This is a genomic window from Streptomyces sp. NPDC102270 (genome assembly GCF_044766405.1).
GTDB lineage: Bacteria > Actinomycetota > Actinomycetes > Streptomycetales > Streptomycetaceae > Streptomyces.
Genome location: NZ_JBIWLX010000016.1, coordinates 174271 through 193092, shown reverse-complemented (window position 1 = coordinate 193092; position 18822 = coordinate 174271). Strand labels below are relative to the sequence as shown.

At 71.9% G+C, this 18822-nt stretch carries 17 protein-coding genes and 1 pseudogene; 9 read left to right on the top strand and 9 right to left on the bottom strand.

Features of this window, described 5'->3' with window-relative positions; all coding sequences use genetic code 11:
• Positions 1-38 precede the first annotated feature (38 nt).
• Both ACIRP7_RS31950 and ACIRP7_RS31945 read left to right on the top strand, forming a co-directional pair.
• Positions 39-1181 (top strand): methyltransferase, encoded by a 1143-nt coding sequence (locus ACIRP7_RS31950; protein WP_403666333.1) that lies wholly within the window; start codon positions 39-41, stop codon positions 1179-1181.
• Positions 1174-1938, top strand: a complete 765-nt coding sequence (locus ACIRP7_RS31945; protein WP_403666245.1) for a class I SAM-dependent methyltransferase — start codon at positions 1174-1176, stop codon at positions 1936-1938. The genes ACIRP7_RS31950 and ACIRP7_RS31945 overlap by 8 nt, the downstream gene beginning before the upstream one ends.
• Here the strand turns inward: ACIRP7_RS31945 and ACIRP7_RS31940 are convergent.
• Together ACIRP7_RS31940 and ACIRP7_RS31935 are read right to left on the bottom strand one after the other, a co-directional pair.
• Positions 1916-2767, bottom strand: coding sequence for a ketose-bisphosphate aldolase (locus ACIRP7_RS31940; protein WP_403666243.1), 852 nt, complete (start codon positions 2765-2767; stop codon positions 1916-1918). The genes ACIRP7_RS31945 and ACIRP7_RS31940 overlap by 23 nt on opposite strands.
• A gap of 197 nt (positions 2768-2964) precedes the next feature.
• Positions 2965-3852, bottom strand: coding sequence for an SIS domain-containing protein (locus ACIRP7_RS31935; protein ID WP_403666241.1), 888 nt, complete (start codon positions 3850-3852; stop codon positions 2965-2967).
• Between the two features lie 159 nt (positions 3853-4011).
• Here ACIRP7_RS31935 and ACIRP7_RS31930 point away from each other — a divergent pair, with 159 nt between their 5' ends.
• Positions 4012-5832 (top strand): glycoside hydrolase family 15 protein, encoded by a 1821-nt coding sequence (locus ACIRP7_RS31930; protein WP_403666239.1) that lies wholly within the window; start codon positions 4012-4014, stop codon positions 5830-5832.
• 48 nt (positions 5833-5880) lie between these two features.
• Positions 5881-6756: a PhzF family phenazine biosynthesis protein gene (locus tag ACIRP7_RS31925; RefSeq protein WP_403666237.1), complete on the top strand. Its 876-nt coding sequence runs from the start codon at positions 5881-5883 to the stop codon at positions 6754-6756.
• 16 nt (positions 6757-6772) lie between these two features.
• On the opposite strand, the pseudogene ACIRP7_RS31920 reads toward ACIRP7_RS31925, so the two are convergent.
• From ACIRP7_RS31920 to ACIRP7_RS31895, 6 genes and pseudogenes are all read right to left on the bottom strand, one after another.
• A pseudogene (locus tag ACIRP7_RS31920) lies at positions 6773-7382 on the bottom strand (ABC transporter substrate-binding protein); the annotation flags it as partial.
• A 70-nt stretch (positions 7383-7452) separates the two neighbouring features.
• Positions 7453-8223: a cupin gene (locus tag ACIRP7_RS31915; protein WP_403666235.1), complete on the bottom strand. Its 771-nt coding sequence runs from the start codon at positions 8221-8223 to the stop codon at positions 7453-7455.
• Positions 8199-9125 (bottom strand): PmoA family protein, encoded by a 927-nt coding sequence (locus ACIRP7_RS31910; RefSeq protein WP_403666233.1) that lies wholly within the window; start codon positions 9123-9125, stop codon positions 8199-8201. The genes ACIRP7_RS31915 and ACIRP7_RS31910 overlap by 25 nt, the downstream gene beginning before the upstream one ends.
• Positions 9122-10234: a Gfo/Idh/MocA family protein gene (locus ACIRP7_RS31905; protein ID WP_403666231.1), complete on the bottom strand. Its 1113-nt coding sequence runs from the start codon at positions 10232-10234 to the stop codon at positions 9122-9124. Before ACIRP7_RS31905 ends, ACIRP7_RS31910 begins: the two co-directional genes overlap by 4 nt.
• A 168-nt stretch (positions 10235-10402) precedes the next feature.
• Positions 10403-11020 carry a TOPRIM nucleotidyl transferase/hydrolase domain-containing protein gene (locus ACIRP7_RS31900; RefSeq protein ID WP_403666229.1) on the bottom strand — a complete coding sequence of 206 codons (618 nt, stop codon included), beginning with the start codon at positions 11018-11020 and terminating at the stop codon, positions 10403-10405.
• Between the two features lie 555 nt (positions 11021-11575).
• Positions 11576-12361, bottom strand: a complete 786-nt coding sequence (locus tag ACIRP7_RS31895; RefSeq protein ID WP_403666227.1) for a class I SAM-dependent methyltransferase — start codon at positions 12359-12361, stop codon at positions 11576-11578.
• Positions 12362-12520: 159 nt separating this feature from the next.
• Here ACIRP7_RS31895 and ACIRP7_RS31890 point away from each other — a divergent pair, with 159 nt between their 5' ends.
• The 5 genes from ACIRP7_RS31890 (at position 12521) to ACIRP7_RS31870 (ending at position 18513) form a co-directional block, all read left to right on the top strand.
• On the top strand, positions 12521-13726 hold the full coding sequence (locus tag ACIRP7_RS31890; protein ID WP_403666225.1) for a sensor histidine kinase: 1206 nt from the start codon (positions 12521-12523) through the stop codon (positions 13724-13726).
• Positions 13723-14370, top strand: a complete 648-nt coding sequence (locus ACIRP7_RS31885) for a response regulator (RefSeq protein WP_403666223.1) — start codon at positions 13723-13725, stop codon at positions 14368-14370. The genes ACIRP7_RS31890 and ACIRP7_RS31885 overlap by 4 nt, the downstream gene beginning before the upstream one ends.
• Positions 14371-14531: 161 nt before the next feature.
• Complete coding sequence (locus tag ACIRP7_RS31880; RefSeq protein WP_403666221.1) at positions 14532-15671, top strand: GNAT family N-acetyltransferase; 1140 nt, start codon at positions 14532-14534, stop codon at positions 15669-15671.
• An 81-nt stretch (positions 15672-15752) separates the two neighbouring features.
• Entirely contained in the window at positions 15753-16982 is a 1230-nt protein-coding gene (locus tag ACIRP7_RS31875) for a DegT/DnrJ/EryC1/StrS family aminotransferase (RefSeq protein ID WP_403666219.1), read from the top strand.
• Positions 16983-17058: 76 nt separating this feature from the next.
• Positions 17059-18513 carry a glyceraldehyde-3-phosphate dehydrogenase gene (locus ACIRP7_RS31870; RefSeq protein ID WP_403666217.1) on the top strand — a complete coding sequence of 485 codons (1455 nt, stop codon included), beginning with the start codon at positions 17059-17061 and terminating at the stop codon, positions 18511-18513.
• Positions 18514-18595: 82 nt separating this feature from the next.
• On the opposite strand, the gene ACIRP7_RS31865 is transcribed toward ACIRP7_RS31870, so the two are convergent.
• Positions 18596-18814 carry a hypothetical protein gene (locus ACIRP7_RS31865; protein WP_403666215.1) on the bottom strand — a complete coding sequence of 73 codons (219 nt, stop codon included), beginning with the start codon at positions 18812-18814 and terminating at the stop codon, positions 18596-18598.
• Positions 18815-18822: the final 8 nt, after the last annotated feature.

Below are 18822 nucleotides of genomic sequence, written 5' to 3'. Positions count from 1 at the left end.
TGCGGCTCGGCTAGCCTGGACGCACGATGGACGACCGAATGACGACGCCCTGGGGCGAGCTCGCCCTCACCCGCTTCCCCGAGGACCCGCGTGACCGGCTGCGCGCCTGGGACGCCTCCGACGCGTATCTGCTGAGGCATCTCGCGGACGCGGGGGTGCCGCTGTCCGGCACGGTCGTCGTGCTCGGCGACCGCTGGGGCGCCCTGGTGACCGCGCTGGCGGCGCACCGGCCGGTGCAGATCACCGACTCCTTCCTCAGCCAGGAGGCGACCCGCGCCAACCTCGAACGCGCAGGTGCCGAGCCCGGTACCGTCCAGCTGCTCACCACCCAGGACCCGCCGCCCGACCGCGTCGACGTCCTGCTGGTGCGCGTGCCGAAGAGCCTGGCCCTGCTGGAGGACCAGTTGTCGCGGCTGGCGCCCGCGGTGCACGAGGGCACCGTGGTCGTCGGCACCGGCATGGTGAAGGAGATCCACACCTCGACACTCCAGCTGTTCGAGCGGATCCTCGGGCCGACCCGCACCTCGCTCGCCGAGCAGAAGGCCCGGCTGATCTTCTGCACACCGGAGCCGTCGCTCGACCGGCCCGCCAACCCCTGGCCGTACGGCTACACCCTCCCGGACGGTATCGGTGCCGCCTCCGGGCGGACCGTCGTCAACCACGCGGGCGTCTTCTGCGCGGACCGGCTCGACATCGGCACCCGGTTCTTCCTCCAGCACCTGCCGGACAGCCGCGGCTCCCGGCGGATCGTGGACCTGGGCTGCGGCAACGGAGTCGTCGGTACGGCCGCGGCCCTGGCCGACCCCGAGGCCGAGGTGCTGTTCGTCGACGAGTCCTTCCAGGCCGTGGCCTCGGCCGAGGGGACGTACAAGGCGAACGGGGTGTCGGGGCACGCGGAGTTCCGGGTCGGGGACGGTCTGACGGGGGTCCCGGCGGGCAGCGTCGACCTCGTCCTCACCAACCCGCCGTTCCACTCCCACCAGGCCACCACCGACGCGACGGCCTGGCGGATGTTCACGGGAGCGCTCAGGGCGCTACGGCCCGGCGGCGAACTGTGGGTCGTCGGGAACCGGCACCTCGGGTACCACGTGAAGCTGCGGAAGTTGTTCGGCAACAGTCAACTGGTCGCCAGTGACCCCAAGTTCGTGGTCCTCAAGGCGGTAAAAAGGCCGAGTGACTGATTCCTCGGCGCGGGACTTCTACGACTCGCTGGCTCCGGACTACCACCGGATCTTCGCGGACTGGGACACGAGCATGGCGCGGCAGGCGGCGGTGCTGGGCGCCCTGCTGGGGCCGGGCCCGCACCGGGTGCTGGACTGCTCGTGCGGGATCGGGACCCAGTCTATCGGGCTGGCGCTGGCCGGGCACCGGGTCGTCGGCAGCGATCTCAGTCCCGTCGCGGCGGCCCGCGCCGGCGCGGAGGCGGCAGCGCGCGGGGCCCGGCTGCCGACGGCGGCCGCGGACATGCGGCGACTGCCGTTCGTGCCGTCCGTCTTCGATGTGGTCGTCTGCGCCGACAACTCCCTGGCGCATCTGCTGACGGCCCCGGACGTGGAGGCCGCGCTCGCGGAGATGCGGCGGGTTCTGCGGGGCGGGGGTCTGCTGCTGCTCACCCTCAGGGACTACGACGAGATCCGCCGGACCAGGCCCGGGGCCGCACCTCCGCAGGTCTCCGAGAGCCCCGACGGCCGGGTGATCACCTTCCAGCTGTGGCACTGGCACGAGGACGGCGAGCACTACGACCAGGAGCACTTCCAGTTGCTGCCCGGCGACCGGGACGACTGGGCCGTCCGCGTCCGCCGTACGACCTCGTGGGCGCTGACCCGTGCGCAGCTGACGGAGTTCGTGACCGCGGCCGGTTTCGTCGACGTGCGCTGGCACGCTCCGGCCGCCGGCGGGTTCTACCAGCCCGTTCTCACGGCCCGAGCAGCCGGATGATCCGCCGGGCCGCCTCGACCATGGCGTCCCGCCCCGCGCTCAGGTACTTCCGGGAGTCCACCACCTCGGGGTGAGCCGCCAGGAACTCCCGGATCGCGCCGGTCATCGCGAGGTTGAGCGCGGTGCCGACGTTGACCTTGGCGATGCCGCCCGCGACGGCCGCGGTGAGTTCCTCGTCGCGGACTCCGGAGGAGCCGTGCAGGACGAGGGGGACGTCCAGGTTGGTGGAGAGACGTTCGAGGAGGTCGTGGTCGAGCGTGGCGGTGCGCTCGGTCATCGCGTGGGCGCTGCCGACGGCCACGGCGAGGGCGTCCACACCGGAGTCGGTGACGAAGGCGCGGGCCTCGGCGGGGTCGGTGCGGGCGCCGGGGGCGTGGGCGTCCAGCGGGGGCCGGCCCTGCTTGCCGCCCACCTCCCCCAACTCCGCCTCGATCCACAGCCCTTGGGCATGCGCCCAGTCGGCCGCGGCTCGGGTCGCCGCGAGGTTCTCGGTGTAGGGCAGATGGGCGGCGTCGTACATCACGGAACCGAATCCGGCGTCGGCGGCCTGGTGGAGCAGGTGGTCGCTCTGGACGTGGTCGAGGTGCAACGCGACGGGTACGGCGGCGTGTTGGGCCGCGGTGACGACGGCGCGGGCCAGTGGGAGGAGGCTAGCGTGGCGGAACTTGACGGCGTTCTCGCTGACTTGGAGGACGACGGGCGCGTCCAGGGACTCGGCGGCGGCGATGACGGCCTCGACGTGTTCCAGGGTGATGACGTTGAAGGCGGCGACGGCGGAGCGGGTGGCGGCGGCGCGGCTGACGAGCTCGCCGGTGGTGACCAGGGGCACGAGTCTCCTAGGGCCTGTGGTGTGGATCAGGTCGGCTGCGAGGGAAGGGAGCGGAGGAGGGAGTCGACGCCGCGCGCACCCCGACAGGCAGGGCCCTTCTGATGGCTCTCCGTGGAAGACGGAGCGGCGTTCGGTGCGTGCGGTCGGTGAGCGTGCGTGCGGGCGGCGCGATGTCGCGGAGATCCCTCAGAAGGGCCCTAGGGGCGGGCGAGGATCACCGAGCGGGTGAGGTGGCGGGGCCGGTCCGGGTCGAGGCCCCGGGCCGCGGCGACGGCGACCGCGAGGCGCTGCACGCGGACCAGTTCGGCGAGCGGGTCGAGGGCGCCCGGCACCCACAGTGCGCCGGTCTCCCGGACCTGTGCGGCCAGACCCTCGGGCGCCTCGCCGAGCATCCAGGTGGCGGTGCCGTGGGTGGTGATGCTGATGGGGCCGTGCCGGTACTCCATCGCCGGGTAGGCCTCGGTCCAGGCGAGGGCGGCCTCGCGCATCTTCAGCCCGGCCTCGTTGGCCAGCCCGACCGTCCAGCCCCGGCCGAGGAAGGTGAACTGCGTGCACGCGACCAGGCCTTCGGGCAGGGGCGTCGAGAGCGCGGTGCGGGCGTCGGTGACGACGGCGTCGGTGTGCAGGCCCAGGTGGGCGCGGAGCAGGGTGAGGGCGGTGGTCGCGAACCTCGTCTGGACGACGGAGCGTTCGTCGGCGAAGTCGAGGACGACGACCTCGTCTGCGGCGGTCATGACGGGGGTGGCGGGGTCGGCGGTGAGGGCGGTGGTGCGGGTGCCTCCTCCCTTCAAGTGCCGCAGCAGGTCGAGGACTTCGGTCGTCGTGCCGGACCGGGTGAGGGCGACGACACGGTCGTACGAGCGGCCGCGCGGGAACTCCGACGCGGCGAAGGCGTCCGTCTCGCCCTGGCCGGCGCCCTCGCGCAGCGCCGCAACCGCCTGCGCCATGAAGTACGAGGTGCCGCACCCGACGATCGCGACCCGCTCCCCGGCCGCCGGGAGCGCGCGGGCGTGATCCGCGGCCTCCGCCGCCGCCCGGGTCCAGCACTCGGGCTGGCTGGTCAGCTCGTCCTCGACATGAGTCATGCCGTACCTCTCTGTCACCGTGATTACTCTTGCAAGATATAGCCATCATTCGAGCACAAGCAAGCATTCGCGTGCAGAGGCGGCGCACCTCGCAGTGCGTGGGCCGTTTCCGTGACACCCGCGGCCGATCCTGCATAGGCTGATCCGCAGGAGGCTGCGATGAGCGGATCACCTGGGGATCACACGGGCTACCTGCCGATCGCCGAGCACGGTCTGATCGGCGATCTGCGCAGTGTGGCGCTGGTCGGGACCGACGGCACGATCGACTGGTACTGCTGCCCGTCCTTCGACGCGCCGAGCGTCTTCGCGTCGATCCTGGACGCGGAGCGCGGGGGCGCCTTCGAGCTGGCGGCAGCCGTGCCCGCGCGGACCAAGCAGTTCTACTTCCCCGACACCAACGTCCTGATCACCCGGTTCTACACCGAGGACGGGGTGGGCGAGGTCCAGGACTTCATGCCGGTCGACGGCGACATGGTGGAGACCGACCGGCACCGGCTGATCCGGCGGGTGGTGTGCGTCCGCGGCTCGATCCCGTTCCGCACCCGCGTGGCACCGCGCTTCGACTACGGTGCCCAGCCGCACACCCTCCGCATGGTCGGGGACGTCGCGGTCTTCGAGTCCCCCAAGCTGTCGCTGGGCCTGACCGCGACCGTGCCGCTGGAGACCGAAGGGCCGGACGTCCGCGCCGACTTCAAGCTCTCCGAGGGCGAGTCGGCCGTGTTCGCACTGGACCAGGTCGGCGGTGAGGTGACCCCGCGCCGGTGCGCGCGCACCGAGGCCGAGGAGCAGTTCAACAGCACGGTCGCCTACTGGCGGCACTGGCTGTCCGCCTCCAAGTACCGGGGCCGCTGGCGGGAGATGGTGCACCGCTCCGCCCTCACCCTCAAACTGCTCACCTACGCGCCCACCGGCGCCATCGTGGCCGCGCCGACCACGAGCCTGCCCGAACAGCTCGGCGGCGAGCGCAACTGGGACTACCGGTACGTATGGGTGCGCGACGCCGCATTCTGCGTGTACGCGCTGCTGCGCCTCGGCTTCACCAGCGAGGCCGAGGCGTTCATGGACTTCCTGATCCGGCACGTCAGCCCGTCCGGTGACGGCCACGCCGGGCCGTTGCAGATCATGTACGGCATCGACGGCCGCACCGATCTGACGGAGCGTGAACTCGGCCATCTGCAAGGACATCGGGGCTCCGCGCCGGTCCGGGTCGGCAACGCGGCCGCCGACCAGCTCCAACTCGACATCTACGGCGCCCTGATCGACTCGATCTACCTCTACGACAAGTGGGCCAAGCCGATCTCCAGCGGCCAGTGGGACGATGTGTGCACGCTGGTGGAGTGGGTGTGCGAGCACTGGGACCAGCCCGACGAGGGCATCTGGGAGACGCGCGGCGGCCGCAAGAACTTCCTGTACTCGCGGCTGATGTGCTGGGTGGCGATCGAGCGGGCGATCCGCATGGCGAACCGGCGCGGGCTGCCCGCCGACCTGAACCGCTGGCGGGAGTGCCGGGACGCGATCTACCGGCGGATCATGGACCGGGGCTGGTCGGAGACCCGGCAGGCGTTCGTGCAGCACGAGGACGGTGACGTGCTGGACGCGGCCGTCCTGATGATGCCGCTGACCAAGTTCATCGCGCCGACCGATCCGAAGTGGCTGTCCACGCTGGACGCGTTGACCGAGGAGCTGGTGTCGGACTCCCTCGTCTACCGCTACGACCCGACGGCGAGCCCCGACGGACTGCGCGGCGACGAGGGCACCTTCTCGATCTGTTCGTTCTGGTACGTCGAGGCGATGGTGCACGCCGGGCGGATCGACGAGGCGCGCCTGGCCTTCGAGAAGATGCTCACCTACGCCAACCATCTGGGCCTGTACGCCGAGGAGATCAGCAACACCGGCGAGCAGCAGGGCAACTTCCCGCAGGCGTTCACGCACCTCGCCCTGATCAGCGCGGCCTTCAATCTGGACCGGGCACTGGGCTGAGGACCTGGTCGGGGAATAGCTGTGGACCCGCCCCTCGTTTCTGTCAGCATGACGACGAACGCGCCGCGCACCGAGGTCCTGCGGTACACCGCCTTCTCCAGCAGCCCCGAGGGCGGAAACCCCGCCGGAGTCGTACTGGACGCCTCCGCCCTGGACGACGGCGAGATGCTGGCCGTCGCCGCCGAGCTCGGATACTCCGAGTCCGCGTTCCTGACCGCGCCCCCGGAGGGGCTGGCCGGGCCGGAGGGGCGGGTTTTCACCATCCGTTACTTCAGCCCCAAGGCCGAGGTGCCGTTCTGCGGGCACGCCACCGTCGCGACCGCTCTCGCGCTGGCGGAGCGGATCGGACCCGGGGAGCTGGTGTTCGCGACGCGCGCCGGAACCGTGCCGGTGGCGGTGACCGAGGAGGGCGCGGCGGCCGTGGCCACGCTCACCAGTGTCGAGCCGCACGTCGAGGCGGTCTCCGAGGCCGACCTCACCGAGGCGCTCGCGGCGCTCGACTGGCCGGCCGCCGATCTCGACCCGGCGTTCCCGCCCCGGATCGCCTTCGCGGGCGCCCGCCACCTGGTCCTGGCGGCGGCGACCCGGGCCCGCCTCGCGGACCTGGCGTACGACTTCGCCCGCCTTGAAGCCCTGATGCACCGACTGGATCTGACCACCGTCCAGCTGGTGTGGCGGGAGTCGGCCACCGTCTTCCACGTGCGTGACCCGTTCCCCGTCGGCGGCGTCGTCGAGGACCCGGCCACGGGGGCCGCGGCCGCCGCGTTCGGTGCGTACGTCCGCGAGTTCGGCCTGGTCCCGGAGGATGCCGTCCTCACCCTGCACCAGGGCGAGGACCTGGGCCGCCCCGGAGAGCTCACCGTCACCCTCCGCGCGGGCGACCCCCGGATCCGGGTGAGCGGCGCGGGGACCCGCATCGGCTGAAGGCCGGGGGCCGTGTGACCTCGAAGGCGTCCTCGCTCTGACCGGGGTCGGTGGCGCCGGGTTCGCCGGTCCTGTTCCTGAGCGCGCGCACGGCCCCGGCCCAGTCGTCCCAGGTCCAGTTCGCGCGGGAGCGGCACTCCGGAGCCCTTCCACGCCTTGACGTCGTAGACGACGGTCTCGGTGCCCCGGCCCTGCGGGATCGCGTACTGGATGTCGTCCACGCGGCCGGTGGCGAGCAGCCCCGGGTCGATCGCGGAGGTGCGCAGGACGGCCTTCTGCTGCGCCAGGTCGAGGAGGACCCCTCCGGAGGCGTACTGGTCGATCTGGCGGTAGTCGAGCTGCATCACGTCGGGTGCGTCGCCGCCCGTGGCCTGGACGGCGAGCTTCTGCTTGTAGGCGTAACCCGAGAACGACGTCTGTATGGATATGTCCGGGTGCTGTTTCTCGAACAGGGCGACGGCCTGTTCGGTGCGCTCCGCGCGGTCGGGGTTGCCCCACCACGTGTAGCGGAGCACGACCTTGCCGCCGCCGACCGATTCCCCGGATCCCCCGCAACCGGCCGCCAGCGCGCAGAGCGCCAGTGCGACGGCCGAAGCGCAGAACCCCTTTGTCCTGTGTCCGGGCATGCCGAGGTCACCTCATCCCTTCATCGGGCTTTCTACGGCCCCCTCGGAACTCCCCCCAGAACAAACGGTGTTACTCGCCCGGGGACGGCAGTGTCGTCCCCGGCAGGTTGTACTCGTCGCGTCTGCCGCACATCCCGAAGCCCCCGAGCCGGGTCGGCGCGGCCTCGTGGGCGGTCGCCTCGCCGAGGTACGACGGTTCGCCGGACGCCAGTGCGTCGAGCTGGGCGCCGGTGCGCTCGGCGGTGGCCAGGGCGCCGGCCTGCCACAGCTCGCGCCAGTGGGGCACCTTGTCCCGCACCAGGCGGGCGGCGGCCCGCTGGAACTCCAGGTACGGGTCGTTGTCGCCGTCGGCCAGGGCCTCGCGCAGCACGAGGTAACCCACGACGGCGAGGTCCCTCCGGCGCCGGGCGGCGGCGGCCGTGTCCGGCCCGGTGCCGGGTGGGAGCCGGGCCGCCTCGGCGTATCGCGCGGGGTCGGCGAGCACCTCGGGCGGGAAGGTGAAGACGGCGTCCCCGGCCTCGGGCAGGCCACTGTTCTGCATCAGCACGGTGATGCGCAGATCGCCGCCCTGGACCATGCGGTGCACGGTGCCGGGGGTGAACCAGGCGATCGATCCGGGCTCCAGGGGGATCTCGCGGTAGCCGTCCGGACTGAGCGTCTGCACCGCGCCCCGGCCGCCGGTGACGACGTACGCCTCCGTGCACACCAGGTGCAGATGCGGGCTGCCACCGCAGACGCCGTCGGCGGCCTCCCAGTCGTAGGCGCTGAGGTGGGACAGACCCACGGCGCCCGGCAGCGGGTGGGGAGGGCCGGGCTTCACCAGGACAGGCCTTCCAGACACGAGGACACGCGTTCCTCGTCCCAGGCGCCGTCGGCCACGACCAGCCGGTAGCGGTACGCGAAGGACTCCCCCGGCGGCAGCTCGAACTCCTCGAAGAACGCCCAGGAGAACGCGACCGTCGGGAAGGGTTCGGAGCGCACGAACCAGTGCGACTCGTGGATCGCGTGCTGCGGATCGAGGTTCTCGGGGGCGTGCGCGAAGACGAGGGTGGAGTGGGCGTCCACGTCGTCGTGTTCGGTGGTGAAGGCGAGCCACGGGCTCTGGCTGCCCATCAGTTTGTCCGCGTCGCCGTCCGTGTCCGGGCCGAAGACCGCGCCGCCGGTGAAGTCGCGGGGGCCGCGCCACTGGAGTCCGGTGTAGCCGGCCATGTCACGGCCCGCGGTGGTGGGGGAACCGAAGGCGAGCGGCTCGGCGCGCAGGTTGGTGAGCCGGATCGACCAGTCGAGCGCCCAGGAGCCGGTGGCCTCGTCGACCGAGTGCACGGCCAGGCCACGCTCTTCGCGGGCCCACTCCGCGCCGCCGTTCTCCACCCAGGTCAGCGCCTCGGTGACGTCCAGCCGGGCCTCGGAAGCCGTGAACGCGGTGAAGCCGTCGTGCCGCATGGAGCCGACGCGCTCCGGCAGGGGGAGATAACCCTGGCCGTGGACATAGCAGTTGCCGCCCCAGAAGTTCTGCCCCGACAGATGGCTCGCCGTCATCTGCAGGCCCTTGTGCCAGCGGTGGTCGTTGGGACGGTAGCCGGTCACCGTGCGGCCGCCGAGGGTGCGCACCGGGTGGGCGTAGGGCTTCTTGGCCTCGAAGGCCTCGGGGTCGGGTCGGTAGACGTAGCGGAGGATCTCCGTGCCGTTCGCCGCCTCGACGGCGATGTGCTCGCCGTGGACGTGGCTGACGCGGATGCTCATGCGCGCTCCTTGGGGGCCCAGTGGGGGTGGTCGCCGTGCATGGCCGGGTAGAAGGGGTCACCCGGCGCGATCTCGCCCACCTGCACGGGCCGCCCCGTGAACGCGGACTTGTAGAGCGCGGCGGCGAACTCGAGGGTGGCACGCGCGTCGGCGCCGCTACCGGGGGGCCTGACACCGTTGTCGTACGCGTCGAGGAGCGCGTCGAGCTGGGCGGTGTGCGAGCTGGGCACGTCGGCGGCGGGCGTGCGCCAGGCGTCGACGCGGTCGGCGGTCACGTGGGGGGCGGGTGTGTAGGTCCAGTCCTCGTTGCGGTGCCCGTACAGATGGGTGAGTTCGACGGTCGCGTCGGCGCAGTCGATGCGGATGCGGCTCACCTCGTCGGGTGACAGCACACTGTTGACGACGGTGGCCAGGGCGCCGTTCTCGAACCGGACGAGGGCCGTGGAGACGTCCTCGCTCTCGGTGTCGTGGACCAGACGGGCCGCCATCGCGCGGATCTCCGCCCATGGACCGAGCAGGTGCAGGAGAAGGTCGTACTGGTGGATGCCGTGGCCCATGGTGGGGCCGCCGCCCTCACTGGCCCAGGTGCCGCGCCACGGTACGGCGTAGTAGGCGGCGTCCCGGTGCCAGGTGGTCTGGCAGTGCGCGACCCGGGGGGCGCCCAGCTCGCCGCTCGTGATGAGCTCGCGCGCGTGGACGGCGCCGGAGCCGTAGCGGTGCTGGAACACCACGGAGGCGTAGGCGCCGGACGCCTCCTCGGCCGCGGCGATCTCGTCGTACTCGGCGAGCGACAGCGTCAGCGGCTTCTCGCACAGCACCCAGGCGTCGGCCTTGAGGGCGGCCACCGTCTGTTCCCGGTGCAGCGAGGGCGGGGTGCCGATGAGGACCAGGTCGGGGCGTACGGCGTCCAGCATCCCGGCCATCGAGGTGTACCCGGCGACCTCGCCGCCCGCGAGTTCCCGGAAGGCGTCGAGCCGGCCCTGGTCCACGTCGACGGCGGCGACCAGTTCTGTGCGCTCGGCGTGGGCCCTGAGCGCGGGCAGATGGCTGCCGCTGACGATGGCGCCGGTGCCGACCACGGCTACGCGGCGGCGGGCTGGGCGGGGCATACGGGTCCTCCTCGGACGTCCGGCAAGGGGACGCTGACGTGCGGGGAAAGCGCTTGCTCCCCGGAGTCGACCCTAGATCCCCGGCGATTGTCCTAACAAGACCCCCGGCGGTGATATCGGTGAACACGGCACGCACACAATGCAGAGATCCCCGGTATGAGAGCCCGGTCAGAGAGCAGCGAAGAGGTCGTCGAGCGGGGCGGGTACGCGGTCGGGGTCGAGGGCCTCGACGAGGACGCGGCCGTAGTGGATCTTGCGGCCCTTCTTGGTGCCGAGGAAGCGCCGCAGCTGCTGTTGCGGGGTGCGGCCGCGCTGGGCGGGCTGGGACAGGAAGGTCTGCAGGGGCCGCAGGTCGCCCTCCTCGCGCACGAGTTCCGTCACCCGTGGCACACCCAGCGCGCGGATCAGCTCGTCCTCCAGGTCCGCCGCGCAGACGAAGTACCCCTCCGGTGCCGCGCCGGCCCGCTCCCAGCCCCGGTCGTAGAAGGGCCGCTCCCGCTCGTCGCACAGGCCCGTCAGACGCAGGCCCAGGCCGGACGGGCCGAGCAGGTGGGCGAAGCGTCCGACGCTCATCGCCCCGCCCATCGCCAGGACGCAGAGCCCCTCGGCGGCCAGGTCCCGGTCCCGGCTCGCGGCGAGCGCGTCGACCGCCGCCACGTCGCTCGGTCCTTCGAGCAGGACGACGGTCCGGACGGACAGTCGGGCGGCCAGTTCGCGTGCCGGGTCGCCCGGACCACCGGCCGCCCACGCCGTGACCGCGTCCCGGAACTCCCCCATGTCAGCCATGGCACGAGTCTGTGCCCTCACCGGCCCCGACGGTAGGCAATTTCCCCCCGGCCGGCCGGCCCGGCTCGCCTCTCCGTGCGGGGGCTCCTCCCAGTCGCCCATGAACCGGGCTCACAGCCGGTGCCGCTCGGCAGTGACCGCGTCCCCGAACTCCCCCATCTCAGCCACGGAACCAACCTGGGCGCACACCCACCCGCCCCGGCCGTAGACACATTCCCCCGGCGCTCACCGGCTCGCCCGCCCGTGCGGGGGGCCTCCCAACCGCCCACGAACCGCGCCCGCAGCCGGTGCCGCTCGGCCGTGACCACGTCCCGGAATACCCGCACGTCAGCCACGGAACCAACCTGCGCGGGCCCCACCCGCCCCGGCCGTGGGCGCATTCCCCTAGCGCTCACCGGCTCGCCCGCCCGTGCGTGGCCCCCGACCGCCCATGAACCCCACCAGCAGCCCGTGGCGCTCGGCCGTGACCGCGTCCCGGAACTCCCCCCACCTCAGCCACCGAACCAACCGGCGCGCGCCCCACCCGCCCCGGCCGTGGGCGCATTCCCCTAGCGCTCACCGGACCGCGGCCCCGTGCGTCACGCGGATCTTGGACTGGGCGTGTGGGAGTTTCTCCCAGTCGTCCATGAACCGGGCGCGCAGTCCGTGCTTCTCGGCCAGGGATACGAGCGTCTCGACGCGGTAGTAGAAGTCCTCCCGGAGCACATGGTGTTCCTCGCCCTCGGTGCGGTCGAAGGTGAAGTCGAACCAGCCGCCCGGAGCGAGGACCCGGCCGACATGGGCCAGGCACTCCTCGATCACCGGCAGCGGCGAGTGCGAGAAGACGCTGTGCGCGTGGACGACGTCGAAGTGGGCGTCCGGCAGGAAGCGCAGCGTCAGGTCGCGGACCGGGGTCAGGTTCGGCAGCCGCTTCTGGAGGGACATCTCGGCGATCGTGTCCTGCGCGGCGAAGAGGATGTCGGGCGAGATGTCGATGCCGTGGTAGTGGCCCGGCTCCAGATGGCGGATGAAGCGCCAGCCCCCGCGCAGGTTGCCGCAGCCGATCTCCAGCATGCGGTGCTCGGGGCGCAGACCGTGGCCGAGCAGGTAGTCGAACTGCATCGCGCCGAGCGCCAGCCAGCGTTCCCGGCTGCGGCTGCCGACGGCCGCGTCCGGGTCGGCGCGGGTGTCCGAGCGCATCACGGCGCGGTAGTAGGAGATGTGGTCCGGGTGCCGGCGGCGCAGCCACAGGTCGCGGGCGGCGCGGGCCAGATGGCGGGGCACGCGGCCCGGGTGGCGCAGGGCGTAGCCGACACGGTGGCCGAGGGCGGCGCGGTTGGCGGTGAGGTTCTTGGCGGGCATCGGGAGCCTTTCGGAGGTCTTCGCTCTGCTGCCAAGCCTCGGTGCGGCGGCCGGGCCCCCGGCTCGGTCAACAGGCTCTCGCCCCGGGGAGGTTCGGGTGACCGGCATGTCAGCCGATCGGCTGATGCGGCTCGGCGTCCGGCACGTTAGACACGGAACATGAATCACACCGATCCGGACGAGCGCTGGCTGGGCGCGGTCGTGCACGGCGCGTTCTTCGTGCTGCTCGGCTCGTCGTTCGTCCGCTTCCTGAGCCGCGACCAGGGCGGGGCGCGCACCGGCTGGACGGTGGCGCTGTACGCCTTCTTCTGTCTGCTGTACGTCCTCGGACATCTGCTGGCCCCGCCGCCGCGCCCGGGACTGCCGCCCACCCGGCGTCATCTGCTCTGGCTGGGCTCGGTCACCGCCGTCTGGGTCGTCCTGCTCGTGCTCGCGCCGAGCGCCACCTGGTGTGTGATGCCCCTGCTGTTCGCCGGACTGCACGCGCTGCCGCCGAGGATCGCGGTGCCGGCGGCGGCCGTGCTCACCGCGCTGGTCGTGCTCTCGGAGATACGGGTGGCCGACGGGCCGCTCAACCCGAACATGGTGGTGGCCCCGCCTGCCGTCGCGGCGGTCGCCACCGCCGTACTCGTGCATCTGCAACGGCAGGGCGCCCGGCAGCGCGTGCTGATCGAGGACCTGGTGCGCACCCGGCACGAACTCGCCGCCACGGAGCGGCGGGCCGGTGTCCTGGCGGAGCGGCAGCGGCTGTCCGCGGAGATCCACGACACCCTCGCGCAGGAGTTGTCCAGTCAGCGGATGCTGCTCCAGGCCGCCGAGCGGGTGTGGGGGACCGATCAAGAGGCTGCTCGGGAGCACGTCACGGCGGCGGCGGAGATCACCTCGCGCAGTATCGCCGAGGCCCGCCGCTTCGTGCACGACCTGGCCCCGGCCGACCTCGCGGAGCGTTCCCTCACGCAGGCCCTCGGCGAACTCGCCCGGCGCGCGAGCGGCCCGGGGCTGACCGTGGAGTTCCGGCTCGACGGGGAACAGGGGCCGCTGCCGGAGCGGGTCGCGGCGGCGCTGCTGCGGATCGCCCAGGGCGCGCTGGCCAACGTACGGGAGCATGCGGCGGCGACCCGGGCCGCGCTCACGCTGACGTGGCTGGAGGACCAGGTCTCGCTGGACATCGCCGACAACGGGCGGGGATTCGAGCAGACCGCCGAACCGGAGGCGTTCCGGTCGACGACGCGTGGACATGGGCTTCCCGCCATGCGGATCCGGGCTCGCCAGGCCGGCGGCACGCTCACCGTGGAGTCCGCGCCGGGAGAGGGCACCGTGGTGTCCGCCGCCGTCCCGCTCGTCGTCAAGGAGCCCGCCCTGTGAGCACGTTGCCGCCCTCCTCGCCCGTCCGGCTTCTGCTCTGCGACGACCATGCCGTCGTACGCGCCGGGCTGCGCGCCCTGCTCTCCAGCGCGGACGGCATCGACGTGGTCGGGGAGGCCGCGACCGGCGAGGAGGCGCTCGCCATGGCGGCCCACCTGAACCCCGATGTCGTACTGATGGATCTTCAACTGGACGACGGCATGGACGGGGTGACGGCCACCCGGCGGTTGACAGCGGAAGGCTCTCCCGGCCCCCGCGTGCTGGTGCTCACCATGTTCGACACCGACGCCGACATCACCCGGGCCATCGAGGCGGACGCCACCGGCTATCTCCTCAAGGCGGAACAGCCCGAGGAACTGTTCTCCGCCATCCGTGACGCGGCGTCGGGCCGCAGCACGCTGTCCGCCCCGGTGGCCGACCGGCTGCTGACCCGGCTGCGCAGCCCGCGCCCGGCCCTGTCCGCCCGCGAGCACGAGATCCTCGCCCAACTCGGCCGTGGCCTCGGCAACCGGGAGATAGCCCGGGCCCTGTTCATCAGCGAGGCGACGGTGAAAACCCATCTGGGAAGGATCTACGGCAAGTTGGGCGTCGAGACGCGGGCTGGCGCGGTGGCCGTCGCCAAGGAACGACGGCTGTTGCCGTGACCGGCGGCGGGAACCAGGCGTATCCGATCCGCGCTCTTCCGTTACGGCAGGCACCCTTGACAGCATGCGTACTGTTTGGCGACGTTTGATCCTTGCCGGCACTTCGATCGGCGGGACGCGGACGCCGCGTCGTGGGGGGAAACTGGGGGGAACGGTCGCCCATGCGATCCATCAGCAGTGATACGGACATATCCATCCACAGACCCGAAGAACTCGCCGCGTCGCTCCGCACGGCCTGGCACCGGGCGATGGACGAGTCACCCGAATACGCCAACCCGTTCCTGGCACCGGAGTTCGCGGCCGGAATCGGCAGACACCGCGGCGGCGCCCGGGTGGCCATCCTGCACCAGCGCGGCGAGGCCGTGGGCTTCCTCCCGTACGAACGGGGCTCCTTGGGCGTCGGCCGGGCCATCGGGCTCGGACTGTCCGACTGCCAGGGCCTCGTGCACCGCCCCGGGGTCACCTGGGACACCCCGGCCCTGCTGAAGGCGTGCCGGCTCTCGGTGTTCGAGTTCGACCACCTCGTCGAGAAGCAGCAGCCCTTCGCCCCCTACGTCACCGGGATGTTCGCCTCCCCGGTGATCGATCTGAAGGTCGGCAGCGACAGTTACCCGGAGTGGCTGCGCGGCGCGTACCCGGGGCTCGCCAAGACGACCCTGAAGAAGGAGCGCCGGCTCACCCGCGATCTGGGCGAGCTGCGGTTCGTCTTCGACGAACGCGACCCGGGTGCGCTGCGCACGCTGATGCGGTGGAAGTCGGCCCAGTACCGCAGGACGGGCCGGATGGACCGGTTCGCGCGACCGTGGATCGTGAACCTCGTGGAGGACCTCTTCCAGGTCCGCGAGGAGCACTTCACCGGGGTCCTGTCGGTGGTGTACGCCGGTGACCGGCCGGTGGCCGCCCACTTCGGGCCGACCTCGCGCACGGTGTTCGCCCCCTGGTTCACCGCGTACGACCCCGAGCTGCGCTACTACTCCCCCGGCCTGATCATGCACCTGCGGATGGCCGAGGCGGCGGGCCGGCGCGGGGCCCGGCTCATGGACATGGGGCGCGGCGACAAGGAGTGGAAGGACTGGCTCAAGACCCGTGAGCTGCGCGTGGCGGAAGGATTCGCCACCCGTCCCCACCCGGTCGCGACGGCACACCGTCTGTGGCGCCGGCCGGTGCGAGGTCTGCGCAACACGGTCAACGCCCACCCGGCCCTGCGCGAGCCCGCCGACCGCCTCCTGAAGACGGTCGGCACCCTGCGCACGTCCGGGCACCGCTCGGACTCCGACCGCGCGGGACCGCTGGCGAGCTGAGGCTGTCGGCTCAACTTCCCCCAGCGGGCGTGTTGTTCTCCTTCACGGCCCTTTCCTGGCCCATCGACACAAGGGGTGCCGATGCCGTACGGCTCGCGGCTGGCCGCGACGATGACCCGGCGACTCGGACGCGAATGCGTCTACACGCCCTCGGCCCGGCTGGCCCTGTACCTGGCGCTCAGGCGCTGGTGCCGGCCGGGGGCGCGGGTGCTGATGTCACCGGTGAACGACGACGTGATCCTCTTCGTGGTCCTCGCGGCCGGGCTGCGCCCCGTGCAGGCGCCGGTGTCCGTGTGGGACGGCAACATCGACCCGGCCGCCGTGCCGGAGTCGACCTGGCGCAACGTGGACGCGGTCCTGACCACCAACCTGTACGGCGTGCCCGACCGGGTGCTCGAACTGCGGCGCCGCTGCGACCAGTTGGGGATCCCGCTGTTCGAGGACGCGGCGCACGCGATCGGCAGTCATGTGGACGGGCAGCCGGTCGGGACCTTCGGCAGGGCGGCGGCGTTCAGCCTGTCCAAGCACGTGGCCGGGATGGCGGGCGGCTTTCTCGCCGTCGAGGACGCGTGCACCCGCCGGGAGCTGGAGCTGCTGCGGGACGACCTGCTGACCCCGGGTCGGCTGCGGGAGGACCTGACCACCACCCTGCGCCCGCTGGCCCGGTCCGCCGTCCGCTCGCTCCACCTGGTGCGCCCGGTATGGCGGACCATGGAGCGGCTCGGGCTGATGGAGCGCGACGCGTTCCGGATGGACCTGCACGCACCGCGGCTCGCCGCCTCCGCCCGGGAGGCACCGAGTCTGACCGCCTACGAGCGGTGGGTCCGTGTCGATCTGCACGGCTACCGCTCCCGGCACGGCTCGCTGGTCCGCGGCCAGCTGAGCCTGCGGATGGCCCGGCTCGACGAGGACCTGGCCCGGCGCAGGGCCGGGGTCGCCCTGCTGGCGGGCACGCCATGGGCCTCGCCGGCACTGCGCGACCGGACGGCACACGACGGCCCCCTGCCCCTCTTCCGGGTGCCGCTCCTGGTCCACGACCGCGACGCCCTCGTCCAGCGGCTGGTACGGCACGACGTGGTCTGCGGCTACATCTACGACCCGCCGCTGGACGACTACGCGGGCGCGGAGTTCGCCGAGCCGTCCCCCGACCCGGCGCCCGCCCGCTGGTTCGCCGCGCACACGCTCCCGGCGGATCCTCTGCTGGCCCGCCGGATCGTGGCCGCGTTCACGAAGGAACGGGTGGCCGACGCGCACCCCTCGCTGCTGCGGCCGGTCCCGGACGCCGCACCGCCGCGGCTGCCGGGCCAGTGAGCCGTGACACCCCGCCGATCGATCACCACATCAGGGGGTTAGCATATGAGCGCCGCCTAGCTCGAAAGAGAATTCTGTGACTGTCAAGGACGACTCGTTCACCGACTGGAAGAACCGCGAGGAGATCGCGGAATCGATGATCCCGATGATCGGGAGGCTGCACCGGGAGCGGGATGTAACGGTTCTCCTGCACAGCCGTTCCCTGGTGAACAAGTCGGTGGTCAGCATCCTCAAGACCCATCGGTTCGCCCGGCAGATCGCCGGCGAGGAGCTCTCCGTCACCGACACCCTGCCCTTCGTCCAGGCCCTCACCACGCTGGACCTCGGCCCCTCGCAGATCGACATCGGCCGACTGGCCGAGATCTACCAGGCCGACGACCGCGGCCTGTCGGTGGCCGAGTTCACCGCCGAGGCCGTGGCCGGCGCGACGGGCGGCAACAAGATCGACCGCCGTGAGCCGCGGGACGTCGTCCTCTACGGCTTCGGCCGCATCGGCCGCCTGGTGGCCCGGCTGCTGATCGAGAAGGCGGGCTCGGGCAACGGCCTGCGGCTGCGCGCCATCGTGGTCCGCGGGGGCGGCGGGCGGGCCTCCGAGGATCTCGTCAAGCGGGCCTCGCTGCTGCGCCGGGACTCCATCCACGGCCAGTTCCAGGGCACGATCACCGTCGACGAGGCCGAGAGCGCGATCATCGCCAACGGCAACACCATAAAGGTGATCTACGCGAACGACCCGTCCGAGGTCGACTACACGGCGTACGGCATCAAGAACGCGATCCTCATCGACAACACCGGCAAGTGGCGTGACCGCGAGGGTCTCTCGCAGCACCTGCGTCCCGGTATCGACAAGGTGGTGCTGACGGCGCCGGGCAAGGGCGACGTCCCCAACATCGTGCACGGCGTCAACCACGACACGATCAAGCCGGACGAGCAGATCCTGTCCTGCGCGTCCTGCACCACCAACGCGATCGTGCCGCCGCTGAAGGCGATGGCCGACGAGTACGGTGTGCTGCGCGGCCATGTGGAGACGGTCCACTCGTTCACCAACGACCAGAACCTGCTGGACAACTACCACAAGGCCGACCGCCGGGGCCGTTCGGCGCCGCTCAACATGGTCATCACGGAGACGGGCGCCGCCTCCGCCGTGGCCAAGGCGCTGCCCGACCTCAAGGCGCCGATCACCGGCAGCTCGATCCGGGTCCCGGTGCCGGACGTCTCCATCGCGATCCTGAGTCTGCGCCTGGGCCGTGAGACCACCCGCGAGGAGGTCCTCGACCACCTGCGGGACGTCTCGCTGACCTCCCCGCTCAAGCGCCAGATCGACTTCACCACGGCCCCCGACGCGGTCTCCAGCGACTTCATCGGCTCGCGCCACTCCTCGATCGTCGACGCCGGCGCCACCAAGGTCGACGGGGACAACGCGATCCTCTACCTCTGGTACGACAACGAGTTCGGCTACTCGTGCCAGGTCGTCCGGGTCGTACAGCATGTGACCGGCGTGGAGTACCCGACCTATCCGGCGCCGGCGGTCTGACCCGTCCGTCGCGTATGTCACCGACCGTCCGACCACGACGGGCCCCGGATCGGACGATCCGGGGCCCGTGGCAGGTGTGCGGTCAGTTCACGCCGACGTGGGCGGTGACGCCGAGCGCGACGCCCTCGGCGGAGACGAGGGCGCCGGCGTCGGCACAGACCTCAAGGTGCGCCACGCGCAGGTGGAGACCGGCAGCGGTCGCGGCGGTGACGCCACCGGAGACGTCGTTCAGGTCGGCGTCGCTGAGCTCGGCGGCCTCGATGTGGGCGGTGACGTTCATGGCGCGCGGTTCCTTTCGCATGAGCAATC